The 14,409-nt window shown below is 41.6% G+C and carries 15 protein-coding genes; 10 read left to right on the top strand and 5 right to left on the bottom strand.

What is annotated here, in order from left to right:
- Nucleotides 1–50 precede the first annotated feature (50 nt).
- Nucleotides 51–548: a DUF1289 domain-containing protein gene (locus F957_RS16235; protein WP_016541339.1), complete on the bottom strand. Its 498-nt coding sequence runs from the start codon at nucleotides 546–548 to the stop codon at nucleotides 51–53.
- A gap of 109 nt (nucleotides 549–657) precedes the next feature.
- On the opposite strand from F957_RS16235, the gene trhO reads away from it, so the two are divergent.
- Together trhO and F957_RS16245 are read left to right on the top strand one after the other, a co-directional pair.
- A complete protein-coding gene (gene trhO / locus F957_RS16240; protein ID WP_016541340.1) occupies nucleotides 658–1,590 on the top strand; it encodes an oxygen-dependent tRNA uridine(34) hydroxylase TrhO in 933 nt (310 codons plus the stop codon).
- Between the two features lie 141 nt (nucleotides 1,591–1,731).
- Entirely contained in the window at nucleotides 1,732–2,355 is a 624-nt protein-coding gene (locus F957_RS16245; protein WP_016660189.1) for a DedA family protein, read from the top strand.
- Nucleotides 2,356–2,388: 33 nt separating this feature from the next.
- On the opposite strand, the gene F957_RS16250 is transcribed toward F957_RS16245, so the two are convergent.
- Nucleotides 2,389–3,279 carry a LysR family transcriptional regulator gene (locus tag F957_RS16250; protein WP_016541342.1) on the bottom strand — a complete coding sequence of 297 codons (891 nt, stop codon included), beginning with the start codon at nucleotides 3,277–3,279 and terminating at the stop codon, nucleotides 2,389–2,391.
- A 101-nt stretch (nucleotides 3,280–3,380) separates the two neighbouring features.
- Here F957_RS16250 and F957_RS16255 point away from each other — a divergent pair, with 101 nt between their 5' ends.
- Nucleotides 3,381–3,986 (top strand): LysE family translocator, encoded by a 606-nt coding sequence (locus F957_RS16255; RefSeq protein WP_016541343.1) that lies wholly within the window; start codon nucleotides 3,381–3,383, stop codon nucleotides 3,984–3,986.
- A 128-nt stretch (nucleotides 3,987–4,114) separates the two neighbouring features.
- Here the strand turns inward: F957_RS16255 and F957_RS16260 are convergent, their stop codons facing one another.
- Entirely contained in the window at nucleotides 4,115–4,639 is a 525-nt protein-coding gene (locus F957_RS16260; RefSeq protein WP_016541344.1) for a YecA/YgfB family protein, read from the bottom strand.
- A gap of 72 nt (nucleotides 4,640–4,711) precedes the next feature.
- On the bottom strand, nucleotides 4,712–4,918 hold the full coding sequence (locus F957_RS16265; RefSeq protein ID WP_004652209.1) for a PA3496 family putative envelope integrity protein: 207 nt from the start codon (nucleotides 4,916–4,918) through the stop codon (nucleotides 4,712–4,714).
- Between the two features lie 348 nt (nucleotides 4,919–5,266).
- On the opposite strand from F957_RS16265, the gene rpoD reads away from it, so the two are divergent.
- The 6 genes from rpoD to F957_RS16295 all read left to right on the top strand — a co-directional run bounded on the left by rpoD (nucleotide 5,267) and on the right by F957_RS16295 (nucleotide 11,845).
- Nucleotides 5,267–7,153 carry an RNA polymerase sigma factor RpoD gene (rpoD, locus tag F957_RS16270; protein WP_016541346.1) on the top strand — a complete coding sequence of 629 codons (1,887 nt, stop codon included), beginning with the start codon at nucleotides 5,267–5,269 and terminating at the stop codon, nucleotides 7,151–7,153.
- Between the two features lie 138 nt (nucleotides 7,154–7,291).
- Nucleotides 7,292–7,579 (top strand): YbeD family protein, encoded by a 288-nt coding sequence (locus tag F957_RS16275; protein ID WP_004652212.1) that lies wholly within the window; start codon nucleotides 7,292–7,294, stop codon nucleotides 7,577–7,579.
- Between the two features lie 148 nt (nucleotides 7,580–7,727).
- Entirely contained in the window at nucleotides 7,728–8,381 is a 654-nt protein-coding gene (gene lipB, locus F957_RS16280) for a lipoyl(octanoyl) transferase LipB (RefSeq protein WP_016541347.1), read from the top strand.
- 81 nt (nucleotides 8,382–8,462) lie between these two features.
- On the top strand, nucleotides 8,463–8,996 hold the full coding sequence (locus F957_RS16285) for a hypothetical protein (RefSeq protein WP_004652214.1): 534 nt from the start codon (nucleotides 8,463–8,465) through the stop codon (nucleotides 8,994–8,996).
- Nucleotide 8,997: 1 nt separating this feature from the next.
- Entirely contained in the window at nucleotides 8,998–10,182 is a 1,185-nt protein-coding gene (locus F957_RS16290; RefSeq protein WP_016541348.1) for an iron-containing alcohol dehydrogenase, read from the top strand.
- 268 nt (nucleotides 10,183–10,450) lie between these two features.
- Entirely contained in the window at nucleotides 10,451–11,845 is a 1,395-nt protein-coding gene (locus F957_RS16295; RefSeq protein WP_016541349.1) for an APC family permease, read from the top strand.
- Nucleotides 11,846–11,898: 53 nt separating this feature from the next.
- On the opposite strand, the gene F957_RS16300 is transcribed toward F957_RS16295, so the two are convergent.
- On the bottom strand, nucleotides 11,899–12,303 hold the full coding sequence (locus F957_RS16300; RefSeq protein ID WP_016541350.1) for a PH domain-containing protein: 405 nt from the start codon (nucleotides 12,301–12,303) through the stop codon (nucleotides 11,899–11,901).
- Between the two features lie 382 nt (nucleotides 12,304–12,685).
- Between F957_RS16300 and F957_RS0120490 the strand changes: the two genes are divergently transcribed.
- A complete protein-coding gene (locus F957_RS0120490) occupies nucleotides 12,686–14,395 on the top strand; it encodes a PT dipeptide repeat lipoprotein (RefSeq protein ID WP_016660188.1) in 1,710 nt (569 codons plus the stop codon).
- The last annotated feature ends 14 nt before the right edge of the window (nucleotides 14,396–14,409 follow it).

The raw sequence follows: 14,409 nt of genomic DNA, 5'->3' as shown, positions 1-14,409 counted from the left end.
TGTCGATCAACATCCTTGGTTATCATTCAGATTTCTGCAGGATTGCTGGCTTAAATCTCATCTTCTTCTAGTTCTAACGCACGCAATAGTGTATTGCTAATGCCATCGGCACGTAACCACGCCAATTCATAACTGGCCTTTGCCAAAGCCAGTACACGACGCTCAAACTCATCCCAAATCGGTTTGACTTGTGCATCGCTAATCCCCAGCCCACTCTCATGTGCCAAGTGTTTATTCTTCTCGCAAATTTTCAAGGCGTGGTACAGCTTGCGCCCTTTACTGGCACTGTCTAAGACACGGGTTCGTTTATTCTGAATAAAACCCTCGATATGCTGTAAATTCGCATGGGGTAACAAAGGCACCAGAATTTGGTCCAGTTGCGCATCTAAGCGCTTCCACACCATCAAACGCTGCTCTGGCGTATAGGTATTCCACTGAATCACTTCATGATTAAAACGGCGACAGCCACGGCAGACCAGATCACCAAATACCGTTGAACAACGCCCTGCACACGGGGTCAATGAAGGGATTCGACGATCATTACTCAAAACCAACTCCTCTAAAACCATATTTATTTTATGGTTTTCTCGCTTATTTTCAGATTTCGCGCTAAAATGTGCGCCTCATTTTTCTATCTTAATACATTTGGAGTTATCCATGAACGCTACTGTAGAACAGCTTGCACCTGTAGAACAGCAAGCGACCAATAATTGGGTTGTTGCGGCACTATATCAATTTAAAGAAGTTTCAGATGCAGCGGATCTGCAACAACGTCTTTTGGACTTAGTGAAAAGCATCAATTTATGTGGAACTCTGATTGTAGCGTCTGAAGGCATTAATGGTACGGTTGCAGGCGATCGTGCCGCGATTGATGCCGTTCATCAATTCCTTTTGAACGAAGGTTTTAACGCAATGGAATATAAAGAGTCTGAAAGCTCTGAAAAACCATTCCGTAAAATGAAAATCAAACTTAAAAATGAAATTGTAACTTTAGGTGTAGAAGTCAAGCCACGCGATTTAGTTGGCCACTATCTTGATCCTAAAGAATGGAACGAGCTAATTAGTCGTGATGATGTGATCTTAATCGACACACGTAATGACTATGAATATAAAGCAGGTACCTTCAAAGGTGCAGTTGACCCGAAGACTGAAAGCTTCCGTGAATTTCCAGAATACGTAAAACAAAATCTTGAACAGCACAAAGATAAAAAAATTGCGATGTTCTGTACGGGTGGTATCCGTTGCGAAAAATCGACCTCTCTCCTGCTTCAAGAAGGTTTCAATGAGGTTTATCACCTCAAAGGTGGTATTTTAAAATACCTAGAAGAAACCCCTGCTGAAGAAAGCATGTGGGAAGGTGAATGCTTCGTATTTGATGGTCGTACTGCGGTGACTCATGGGGTTGAAGAAGGCGAAAACATCAAGTGTCATGCGTGTGGTTGGCCACTGACCAAAGTTGAAGCAGAATTACCAAGTTATGAACATGGCGTATCTTGTGTTTACTGTATTGATAAAACCACGGACAAGCAAAAAGCGGGCTTCCGTATGCGTCAGTCACAAATTGCTGCAGCAAAGCGCAAACGCCTGTAAGCTAAAAAGTAGATTAAAAGCCATAGTTCAACTATGGCTTTTTTATTGCGCGATAAAATCAAGTAACGATTCCACGCTTGAGCATTAACATAACAATCACTATGCTGAAAATAACAATCAAATGAATCAGATAAGGGCGTTATGGGACTTGAAGAATGGGTTCTATCCATCATGGAGAAACTGGGATATTTAGGTATCGCATTTTTAATGTTTCTCGATAATGTTTTTCCACCGATTCCCTCAGAAATCATTATGCCATCGGCTGGCTATACCGCTTCAAAAGGTGAACTCACTCTGATCGGCGTCATTATTGCAGGAAGTGTTGGCTCCATTCTGGCCGCAATGCTGCTGTATTGGGTCGGGCGCAAAGTTCCCCAGCAACAGTTGTTTCATTTTATCGAACGCTACGGCAAATATTTACGCATTCAAGTGAAAGATCTGGAAAAAGCACTGACATGGTTTAACAAACATGGACATCGCATTGTGTTCTTCGGGCGAATGATTCCAGCAGTTCGCTCCTTGATTAGTATCCCTGCAGGGATGAGCCGAATGCCTTTTGGTAAATTTATGCTTTACAGTAGCGCTGGAACCGTGATTTGGACCAGTTTTCTCGCCTATCTGGGTTATCATTTTAGTGAAAATCAAGCGCTGATGATCGTGATTCTACAGCGTGTCAGCTATCTGATCCTTACCATTGTGATGCTGTACCTGCTGTGGTGGGCAATTAAAAAGTTTTACCTGTCTAAATCAAATCGCAACTCATAGCACCAACAAAACTTAGCCAGAGATGAAACCGTATTAAATCGAACTGATAGCCAGTGTATCAAACCCCAACTGGCTTTTATGCATTTCATCTCTTAACCAGTCTCTGAGCAATCGTTTACGAATATCATCCTCAAAAGGTTGCGCGGATAATAAATAATAGGCCGAACCATCCGCATAGGCTGTGGTGAGTGGCTCCAACATTTGATATTTCATTTCTCGCTCAACCATATAGGCAGAAACCACGGTTGCGCCTAAACCCGCCAAACAAGCCTCGATACAAAGATAAAAATGCTCAAGTGAAGATCGTTTTAAATCAGCAAACCGTTCTGGGGTTCGGCGCTTAAACTGTTGCCATAGCTGAGGTCTGGATTTAGAAATAAATACTTGCGTTGTTGCCGCTTGATCATACTTCGCCGCTACAGCAAGCATCTGTTCATCCGCAATTTTTTCGCTATACAGGGCTGCCCCCCAATCAAAATCATCTCGCCTTAAGGCCACATCAATATGTTGTGAATTAAAATCCACCGCCCCGCCGCCCGTTAACAAGCTCACTTCAAACTCTGGATAGCGCTGTTTAAATTGCGCTAAACGAGGAATCAGCCATTTCATCGCCAGCGTCGGTTCACAGGACAGAATCAGGTTCTTTTGTGCTTTGCTGTGTTGTTGTAATTGTAATAAGCATTGTTCAATCTGCTGAAAGACCTGCTGACAACAATCAAACAGGACTTCACCCTCTGGCGTTAAACTTAATTTTCGGGCTTCGCGCACAAACAATACCAGACTTAAACCATCCTCCAAGTTTTTAAGCTGTTTGCTGACTGCACTTTGTGTCACAAATAGCTTTTCTGCAGCTACAGTGACACTTTCATAACGCGCCACATAATAAAAAAACTTAAGTGAATTCAAAGACAATCGTTCAATCATTCCAAAAACTCATACATAACAGGAATTAACTTCAGTTTTAAATATAGCAAGAATATGAAAAATATAAAAAATCTTTAATGAGTCAATTTAGGAATAAATGAGTGAATGAAATCATTGCTGTAGGTTTAGTGACCCTGCTCGCAGTTATTAGCCCCGGTGCAGACTTCGCCCTTGTGACACGAAATAGTTATCTCTATGGCCGCTATTTGGGCATCTGTACCGCCTACGGCATTGCAATGGGTGTCTGGGTACATATCAGTTATAGTTTGATTGGACTCAGCTTTTTACAGCAACACCTTCCCCACTTAATCCAACTGATTCAATATATCGGTGCAGCTTATTTGATTTATATTGGCTACCAAACCTTTACCCAAGCCCCGATCCTGTTTGATGAAAATAGCCATCAGATCACACGTTGGCAGGCCATTCGGCATGGTTTCCTCACCAACAGCCTCAACCCCAAAACCACACTGTTTGTGATGAGTATTTATTCACAGGTCATGACCAGCAATAACAATCTACACACCCTAATCGGCTATGGTGTATTTATTTCTGGCAGCCATCTGGCTTGGTTTAGCCTCGTTGCCTTATTCTGCTCCACCCCTTTTATTCGCAATAAAATTCTGGCACGACAAGTTAGTATCAATCGGGTCATTGGTGGTATCTTGAGTGCTTTAGGACTCAGTCTATTTTTTGCTCATTTTTAAATCTTAGTCTTGAGATGAGCTCAATAGAATAGAACAGCACAAGCAGCCATAAAAAAACGCCTTCTAGAGGCGTTTTAGTATTTTATGATCATTCATCAACCACGATGACCGCAGTATCAGATATGCCCTTACGCAGGCGTATGGTACATAAGATAAATTTCATTTAGATTATCAGGAATTTCTTCAGCCAATTCATCCATTAACTGACCATTACGGCGGAAAGATTCCATCTGTGGATCTTCTTCATCAATACCGCTAAACACCATGATTGGCAGGGTTAAATCAACCAACTGCTCTTCAAACTCAGGCGCAAACCATGCATCTTCATTGAGGAACATGGCATCAACGAAACCAACACTCCAATCACCTAAGCTTGAATCTACATCTGCTTCTTCAATTTCAAATGGAAATTCGATTCCATTTTCATTGGCCAAGTCTTGACGAATTGATTCCAACCAAGCTTTAACTTGTTCAATGATTTCACTTGGAACTTTCTTTTGATTGCTCTCAAAAAGTTCATCTAACCAACGATCGAATTGTGGACCAACTGCAATCGCACATAAAAAGCCATGAGTCGCTGCAAAATCTAGACCATATTCGTTTTGATCGCCGTCAAGATAGTTACTCAATAAGTCTAAATCTAACGTGCTCATTCTTTCATCCAACTTTAAAAATACATCGGCAACAGCATAACATTTTCGGACATAAAGTCTTAGCTATTTCGCTCAGTCTTCGTCGTCAAGGTCATCGTCGTCGAAATCATAATCAAAATCTTTGAGTTCTCGCTCTAAACGACGTTGGGCCAAGAGATCATCGATCAAACGGCGCTTTTCTAATGATTCTTTGGCGCTGATTTTTCCAGATGATTCGTCAAAACCAGCATCATCTTCACCATAGTTATCATCATCTAATTCAAAATCTGTAGAAGACACTAAGTACCTCTAATGAAAAAATATAAATGGGCCTAGCCGCTATTTATCGGTCTTGGCCCACCTTGTCAAGTTTTATTTGTTTTTTTTACTATAAAATGATGATTTGTACTTTTTTTCGTCAGTTTTTTTGTGTATTTATAATCTGAGGATTGTTGCCCTTAAAAAACATCTTTAATCAGGACTGACTGCTTGAAAAATGATAACTTAACCCCATATTCAAGGAACGAACATGAAATCAAAGCTATTTTTTATTTAAAGCAAACGGATCAAATCCAAAACATTCGTCGTGAATTGTGCTATCATGCACGGTTTTTCACCGCCCCAGATTCAACAAAAGAGTAAGCAAAGATGAGCGATATGAATTCCCCTACTTCGCAAGTAGCGGCTCTGATTAGCCGAGGCAAAGAGCAAGGTTATTTAACTTACGCTGAGGTTAACGATCATCTACCAGACTCAATTACGGAAAGTGAGCAGATTGAAGACATCATTCAGATGCTTCAAGACGTTGGTATTCCAGTGCATGAACGTGCGCCAGAAACTGACGACACCATGTTTGGTGAATCAACTGAAGCTGCCGATGAGGTTGCTGAAGAAGAAGCTGCTGCCGTATTAGCATCGGTTGAAAGTGAGCCTGGTCGTACCACAGACCCTGTCCGTATGTATATGCGTGAAATGGGTACGGTTGAACTTCTTACACGTGAAGGCGAAATTAGCATTGCAAAACGTATCGAAGAAGGTATTCGTGACGTTTTACACTCGATTGCTTACTGGCCAAATGCTGTTGAAGTTGTTTTACAAGAATATAATGACTTTTTAACTGGCGAGCGTCGTCTTGCCGATATTCTCTCTGGTTATTTAGATCCAGAAACTGACGAAGATATTCCTGAAGTTCTTGAAGAAGAAACTGAACTTGAAGAAGAAGAGACAGATTCTTCTACAAAAACCAAAGACGTTAAACTTGATGATGATGACGAAGAAGAAGAGTCTGAAGGTGATGATGATTCTGAAGGTGATTCAGGTCCAGATCCTGAAGTTGCCAAAGTTCGTTTCTCTGAATTAGAAGCAGCGTGGAATGAAACCAAAACTGTTGTGGCAAAACATGGCCGCAATAGTGATGAAGCAAAAGCCGCGCTTGAAGCGCTTGCGGCTGTGTTCATGATGTTCAAATTCACGCCACGTTTATTTGATATTATTTCAGAAATGATTCGTGGTACGCATGAACAAATCCGTTCGAACGAACGTGAAATTATGCGTTATGCAGTTCGTCGTGGCCGTATGGACCGTAACCAGTTCCGTATGACCTTCCCTGAGCAAGAATCAAATCCAGCTTGGTTAGATGAACAAATCGCGAAAGCACCTGCTGAAACCAAAGCACATTTGGAAAAAGTACGTCCTGACGTATTGGCATTCCAGCAAAAGATTGCCGATATTGAAAAAGACCTTGATCTGAACGTGAAAGATATCAAAGATATCTCGAAACGTATGGCGGTTGGTGAAGCGAAAGCACGTCGTGCCAAGAAAGAAATGGTTGAAGCGAACTTACGTTTGGTAATTTCGATTGCGAAAAAATATACCAACCGTGGCTTGCAGTTCCTCGACTTGATTCAAGAAGGTAACATCGGTTTGATGAAAGCCGTAGACAAGTTTGAATATCGTCGTGGTTATAAATTCTCGACTTATGCAACGTGGTGGATTCGTCAGGCGATTACGCGTTCGATTGCCGACCAAGCACGTACTATTCGTATTCCAGTACACATGATTGAAACCATTAACAAGATCAATCGTGTATCTCGTCAACTTCTTCAAGAAATGGGTCGTGAACCGACGCCTGAAGAATTGGGTGAGCGTCTGGAAATGGACGAAGTTAAAGTTCGTAAAGTACTTAAAATCGCAAAAGAACCGATTTCGATGGAAACACCGATCGGTGATGATGAAGATTCGCATCTTGGTGACTTCATTGAGGACTCAAACATCACTTCACCAGTAGATGCTGCGACCTCAGAAGGCTTAAAAGAAGCGACCCGTGAAGTACTTGAAAACTTGACTGAACGTGAAGCGAAAGTATTGAAAATGCGTTTTGGTATTGATATGCCAACCGACCATACTTTAGAAGAAGTAGGTAAACAGTTTGACGTAACCCGTGAACGTATTCGTCAGATTGAAGCGAAAGCGTTACGTAAGCTTCGTCACCCTTCTCGTTCAGAACACTTACGTTCATTCTTGGAAAACGACTAATCTTTGGGAAATCTTGTGCTAGACCAATACATTGTATTGGTTTAGCGCAGGACTTGAAGTTCAACACTTCATCCCCATTTATGTATTAGATCAAAAGCGCCTGCACTGATGCAGGCGTTTCAAATTAAGAGGTTGCTCATGTTAGACCGCACTCCTTCTCGTGAATTGCAAGAACATCTTTGGGTTTTCCCGATGGACTATCCGATCAAATTGATTGGTAATGCAGGGGATGAACTTCGAGTGGCTGTTGTTGATATTTTGCAGAAGCACTTCCCTGAATTTGATGGCGACACCGTAAAAGTTCAGCCGTCACGTACAGGCAAATACCACTCTTTAACCGCACAACTGCGCTTTGAAGAGTTGGAACAAGTTCATGCCTTATACGCTGACCTTGCAGCCTGTCCTTTAATTAAGACAGCGCTTTAATAAAGAAGTCCAAAATACGAAAGTGTTTTGGATTTTTTTTCGCAAAAAATAACACGCGACTTTTTAATAAATCTCTATTGATCTGATTTAAATCATTACATAATTCAACAACTCATCAATTCAAAGCTGACAAGGAAATCCTGTTGTAATGAGCGCTGCAAAACCAACTTTAATCATTCGTTGTTTCAATGATCTACAAGATTACACGACTCGTTTTGAAGCAATGAAAGACTTCACAAGCAATCGTGATGAAAGCACACCTGATGAGGTTTGGCTGTTACAGCATCAAGATGTCCTAACCCAAGGACAAGCAGGCAAGCCTGAACACATTCTGCTGCACAGCAACCTGCCGATTGTACATACTGATCGCGGTGGTCAAGTCACTTGGCATGGCAGAGGTCAATTGGTTGCCTATTTTCTATTAGACCTGAATCGCTTGAAATGGCATGTGCGTACTTTAGTCAGTTTTGCAGAACAGGCCATGATTGATCTACTCAAACAATACAACATCCATGCCTATGCCAAAGCTGATGCCCCAGGCGTTTATGTCGATGACCGCAAAATCGGGTCCTTAGGCTTTAAAATTCGTCGTGGCCGTAGTTATCATGGTCTTGCCCTGAATATTGATTGTGACCTCACTGGTTTTCAAACCATTAATCCCTGCGGTTATGCAGGCTTAGAGATGGTACGCTTACAAGACTTACTGACAGATTATCCAAGCTTTGAGCAGCTCTGTGCCGATTTTGTCCACTATCTGCAAAATACCGATTTCTTTAATGACCTTGTAGTCAAATCTGAATAATTTACTTTTCAATTCCAATAAAATAAATTAGAGTAAATACTCTAAATTAGCTTTTGCATAATTTTAACAAGGGATACGCAAGTGATTTCAACCAAAGCAGTGAAGCCCACGTTGCAATTTGCCTACGTCAAACTCATGATGGATGTTGTGGGTCGTGGCCTCGTGATGGCAAGCCAAGTGGATGATGAAGTACAACAGGAAGTGTCGAAGTTTCCGGTTGGTTTTATCCTTTCAATGAATGTTTTCCCCAATGGACCTGCATTTGTTGCTCGAGTAACCGAAGAAAAACAATTAGAGCTATTGTCTAATTACAAAGGCAAGCCTGATTTAACCATTACCTTCAAGCATTTAACCCATGCCTTTTTGGTATTTTCTTTCCAAGAAAGTACCGCACAAGCCTTTGCCAATGACCGTATGATTGCCGATGGTGATGTTTCAAGTGCCATCCGTCTGGTGCGTTGCTTGAACAAAATGGAAGCTCTGATCTTACCTAAGCTAATCGCTTCACTTGCAGTCAAACGCTACCCTGCTGAATTAACATTAAAAGAAAAATTCACGGGTGCAAAAAATATTTATCTTAAAGTCGCAAAATCATATCTCAAACGGAGCGCATAACATGGCTAAGCCTTATTACGAGTTTTTCTGTCCTGTAAAAGTCATTGCTGGTAACGCTGCCTTAGAGCATATCCCATTTGAACTTGCGACGCTTGGCGCAAAACGTCCGATGATCATTACCGATAAAGGTGTACGTGCCAATGGTTTGCTTAGCCCAATCGAAGCAGCATTCAGCACCACCGATGCGGTGATTGGTGCGATCTTTGATGATGTTCCACCCGATTCAAGCTTGGAAGTGGTTCGTTTAGCCGCAGAACTGTACCGCAAGCAAAAATGCGATGCGATCATTGCAATTGGTGGTGGTTCAGTCATCGATACCTCAAAAGCGACCAATATCTTGGTGTCTGAAGGTGGTGATGATCTGTTGCAATATTCAGGTGCGCACAACCTACCAAAACCACTCAAACCTTTCTTCGTAATTCCAACCACCTCTGGTACAGGTTCAGAAGTCACTATGGTAGCTGTGGTTTCGGATACGCAACGCAATGTCAAACTGGCTTTTGCCTCTTATTACTTGATGCCGCATGCTGCAATTCTTGATCCACGCATGACACAGACACTCCCACCTCATTTGACTGCCATGACAGGCATGGATGCACTGACACACTGTGTTGAAGCCTATACCTGCTTAGCTGCGAACCCACTCAGTGATGCCTATGCCAGCGCAGGGATTAAAAAGATCAGCGAAAACTTGTTCAAAGTTTTAGACAATCCAAGCGATGCACAAGGTCGTTTAGAGCTTGCACAAGCATCTACTATGGCAGGGATTGCATTCTCGAATTCAATGGTGGGCTTAGTTCACTCATTGGGTCATGCACTTGGTGCAGTTGCACATCTGCCCCACGGCTTATGCATGAACTTATTCCTGCCATACGTGCTGGAATATAACAAAGAAATCAATGGCGACAAGATTGGTGAATTACTGCTGCCGCTTGCGGGTGCAGATATTTATGCTCAAACGCCTGCTAACTTACGTGCAGACAAAGCGATTGCCACAATTTTAGCGATGCGTGATCGTTTATTCAGCCTGACCAAATTGCCACGTACGCTACGTGAAACAGCTAAAGTCACTGAAGCACAATTGGATGAAGTGGCAGAGAAGGCACTGAATGACGGTTCGATCATTTACAATCCGAAAGAAGCAAACTTGCAAGACATTCGTGCAATCTTACAAAAAGCATGGTAATACATTGAGTTAAATCAAGTATTCCTGCTTAAAAGCCCCGATATTGATGTGATATCGGGGCTTTGTATTTTTAAGTGAATCTTTATTCATCTATTTATTTACCCAATTGGCAAAAAAATTGCTAAAAAAAGCATAAAAGTACTGACAATTTATAGTGTTTTAGGATAGATTGGCGCACTTTCGTTTTTTGTACGGGGGATCGTTTTTGTCTCAAACGATCCTTAACACTATGGCTGATCTTTGATCAACGATTATGAGGATAACGCCGTTGACAAATTTATCTGGGACTCAACCAACAGCGAAGCTTCAAAAGAATCTTGTGCTTTGGCACATCATCATTATTGGCTTAGCTTATATTCAACCATTAACTTTATTTGATACGTTTGGTTTAGTATCTGAAAGAAGTGGTGGTCATGTACCGACTTCCTACATATTTGCCTTAGTTGCAATTCTTTTAACGTCGATCAGTTATGGTCACATGATTCGTCGTTATCCGTCTTCTGGTTCTGCATATACCTATGCCCAAAAGTCGATTCACCCTAATGTTGGTTTTATGGTGGGTTGGTCTTCGTGGTTAGATTATTTGCTCTCTCCTCTGGTCAATATCATTCTTGCTGATATTTATTTGAGAGCACTCTTCCCAGAAGTAAATAACTGGATTTGGGTGATTGGTTTAACCGTCCTGATGACGGTGATCAACCTGTTTGGGGCACGTTTTGTCGCGCGTTTTAACAGTACCATTGTGGTCATCCAGCTCGGTGTTATTTTCTACTTTGTGTATCAGGTCTATATCCTGCTCACACAAGGGGTTTATGCCGATGGCACTCTGAATCCAGATAAAGCTGAGTTATGGTCGCTTGCGCCATTCTGGAATGAAATGACCTCTGTCGGGGCATTAATTGCAGGTGCAACGGTGCTATGCTTCTCATTTACGGGCTTTGATGCGCTTTCTTCACTTGCCGAAGAAACCAAAGATGCTGAAAAGACTTTGCCACGTGCAATTTTCACCACAGCATTGCTTGCAGGTATCATCTTCATTGTCAGCACCTACTTTATTCAGCTTTACTTCCCAAGTAATCCGAATACCTACTTCAACCCACTGGATGAATCTCAACCAGTCATGGTTGCAGCCATTGGTAGCCTTGCATTTAAAACCATGGTTTTATACTTTGCAGTCGTAGCAGTGATGGCATCAGGTATTTCGGCACACGCAGGTGTATCGCGTTTAATGTATGTGATGGGTCGTGATGGCGTGATCAATAAGAAATTATTCGGTCATATTAGCCCACGTTTACATACGCCAACTTACAACATCTTGATTGTGGGTGTTGTGGCTTTATCTGCGGGTTTCCTTGATCTTGAGCATATCGTGAACTTAATTAGCTTTGGTGCATTAACTGCATTTAGCTTTGTTAACTTCTCGGTGATTTCTCGCTATGCATTAAGAGATGGCAAGAACAAGACGCCTAAAGACATTATCAGCTATATCATTATCCCAACACTCGGTTTTGCCAGCGTGTTTATGATGTGGTTGGAAATTGACAAATTGGCTTTACAGATTGGTTTGGCTTGGGCCGTCATCGGTGTCGGTTATCTTGCTTACAAGACCAAAGGCTTCAAATACAATGCGCCACAGCATAATGAATTTGATGACAGACATTAATCTGGTGAAATCATAAAAAAGGCGCTAAATGCGCCTTTTTTATGCGCTTAAATTTAAACAATTCTCGATTTTGATCTTCTTAAGCCTTCGACATTTGATCTAATCTGAGTAATTAAGTCGCCACCGTCACGAATGGCAATCAGGTTTAATACTTTATCTGTCTTGTCGGTACTGATCAGCACAATATTACTTAAGCCAAAAATGCGTAGAAAAAAAGGCTGCTCATGTCGATAGTCTCTGACTCGATAGAGTTCCAATTGATTGGTGGTTTTATTCAATACCCCTTTGGACATAATTAAACGCTCAGAAGTTAACTCGTATTTTGTATATTTAGTCTGTAACCAACGCCATAAGATCAATAGCAAAGGAATGACCAAAAAGAATAAAACACCACACACAACAAAGTATGCAAGATTACTGATTTGAGAAGGAGTCCCCTGCCATTCTACATTTTCCATAACAACCCCGATAAGTGATTTAAAGTTTTTATGAGATCGCTTTCACAATTATTTTTATTGATCATTGCCTTATTAGAAATAATCGCTTTAAAAATTAGTTATTAAAAAATAATGTATGAAAGCACTCTGTTTAGCACATATTAATAAGAAAGAACTTTTAATACTTCCACAGCAAATATAATCAAAAAAATCAAAGTGATCAAAAGATTCAGATATAAAGCATATTCAATAAAAAACATTTAAAACCAATTTAACAACCCGATTAGGCCTTTTGTTTATTTCTCTTTCAAAGCTGCATTATGATTAAAAAAAATCCAACAATATTTGAAAATTAAAAATCAAATTGATTTTTAAACGCCACAAAAACAGAGGGAATAGAATAATGAAAAATATCGTTAAAGGAAGTGGCGTTGCGCTGCTTTCTGTAGCACTCAGTGCTTGTTGGTTTGACTCTGGTAGCGGCGGAGGTTCAAGCTCATCTGGACCTGCCCCAACGCCTACGCCTACGCCTACGCCTACTCCGACACCCACTCCAACGCCGACACCAACACCTACGCCTACACCAACTCCGACACCAACTCCGACACCTACTCCAACGCCTACACCAACTCCGACACCTACTCCAACGCCGACACCAACACCCACTCCAACGCCGACTCCGACTCCGACTCCGACTCCGACTCCGACTCCGACGCCAACGCCAACGCCAACCGTATCTCAAACATTTGCAGGAACTTGGGAGTCTCCCTTTTGCTATCCTGCACCCAATAATTTCCGTCTAATTATGGAAAATCATATCGTATCGAATAATTCGTTTGATACGCTGATTGAAGGAGAGCGTTATCAAGAAGCCAGTTGTTCAGGGGAAATTTTTGGAGATTTTGAACACGATGGTGGTCCTCGTGGTTTGTTGTACTACAATATAGGCAATGTCCAACGCACGAATCAGACCACATATCATCTGGCACGAGTAAAACTTTATGGTGCCAATGATAGTAATTCCAATGCAGCCGTATTAGCCTTTAAAGATGCCAATACCCTTTGTATTTTTGAAAGCTCAGAAACCAATGGCACGAACATTGATCGCACAGTACAAGCCATGGACCCAAATCAGTGCTGGAGAAAATCACCGCTTAAACGCTTCCAAAGTTTGAGGGCAAGTCCATTTATTACGACCAGCACTTATGAATTTAAAGATCTGGAACCCACCCTTGCACGACTCAAAAATCAACTAGATGCTCAAGCCAATGCAGGCTTTAGACTGGTAGATGTTCGTATTGATACCAATGTAACTTCCGACACCGCATCTTCTTTGCTTACCACCGAAGAAATGCGTATGCGTAATCTTTATATTAAAAACAACGCAAACAATGCAGCTAAGTGGCAATACCAACTCACCACGGCCACTACGACAGGCACATCAACCGAAAGACACAATCTGTTCAAAGCCGAACTGACTACTCAAGCGAGCCAAGGTTTCCATTACCGTACACAATATCAACTTGATCAGGATAAGGGCACCTTTAATATTTATGAAAAACGCGTTGGTGATACTGCAGTCTATACGGTAGATGAAAGTCTTATCCGCCCCAATCTCGTGACTCCAACAACTTGGACAAATTATGCCAATGAACTTGGCAAAGCAGGCTGTCGCTTGGAATATGCTTATCGCATCAACCTCCAACAGTACTCTTTCCTCTGTACCAACAGTAATCTTCATAATGGGACTTATGATTATCGTTGGATTCCAATCAGTAGCAGCACTAAAGCCACTGAGATCAAAACGATTTTGGATCAACAAAAAGCTGCTGGTTATATTTATCGTTTTAATTTCCAAGATGGTAATGATGATTATGGCTTAGTATTAGAAAGAGATAGCAGCAATACCAATACCACCAATTTGGTATACAAAATATTTGATGGCAGTGTCTTAGATGATCGTGAGCCAGGTGCCAGCGTTTATCTATATACACAACGCCTGATTGGGCAGTCTTCTCTTGGCTGGAATTTATGGGCTACGCCAATTACTGGTAGACGCTTCGCAAGTGGTGATCAAACACTTACGATTTATGCCAATCGTGCTAGAGACTAAGCCCATCGTGACAC

The sequence above is a fragment of the Acinetobacter gyllenbergii CIP 110306 = MTCC 11365 genome (assembly GCF_000413855.1).
In the GTDB taxonomy this organism is placed as follows: Bacteria; Pseudomonadota; Gammaproteobacteria; order Pseudomonadales; family Moraxellaceae; genus Acinetobacter; species Acinetobacter gyllenbergii.
Note: the sequence above shows the minus strand (reverse complement) of the source record. Positions and strands in the feature narration are given on the sequence as shown.

Bases quoted from the DNA above. Each gene is read 5' to 3' on its own strand.
- F957_RS16245 (WP_016660189.1), top strand. From the start codon at position 1,732: ATGGGACTTGAAGAATGGGTTCTATCCATCATGGAGAAACTGGGATAT.
- trhO (WP_016541340.1), top strand. From the start codon at position 658: ATGAACGCTACTGTAGAACAGCTTGCACCTGTAGAACAGCAAGCGACC.
- rpoD (WP_016541346.1), top strand. From the start codon at position 5,267: ATGAGCGATATGAATTCCCCTACTTCGCAAGTAGCGGCTCTGATTAGC.
- F957_RS16290 (WP_016541348.1), top strand. From the start codon at position 8,998: ATGGCTAAGCCTTATTACGAGTTTTTCTGTCCTGTAAAAGTCATTGCT.
- F957_RS16250 (WP_016541342.1), bottom strand. From the start codon at position 3,279: ATGATTGAACGATTGTCTTTGAATTCACTTAAGTTTTTTTATTATGTG.
- lipB (WP_016541347.1), top strand. From the start codon at position 7,728: ATGAGCGCTGCAAAACCAACTTTAATCATTCGTTGTTTCAATGATCTA.
- F957_RS16260 (WP_016541344.1), bottom strand. From the start codon at position 4,639: ATGAGCACGTTAGATTTAGACTTATTGAGTAACTATCTTGACGGCGAT.
- F957_RS16300 (WP_016541350.1), bottom strand. From the start codon at position 12,303: ATGGAAAATGTAGAATGGCAGGGGACTCCTTCTCAAATCAGTAATCTT.
- F957_RS0120490 (WP_016660188.1), top strand. From the start codon at position 12,686: ATGAAAAATATCGTTAAAGGAAGTGGCGTTGCGCTGCTTTCTGTAGCA.
- F957_RS16275 (WP_004652212.1), top strand. From the start codon at position 7,292: ATGTTAGACCGCACTCCTTCTCGTGAATTGCAAGAACATCTTTGGGTT.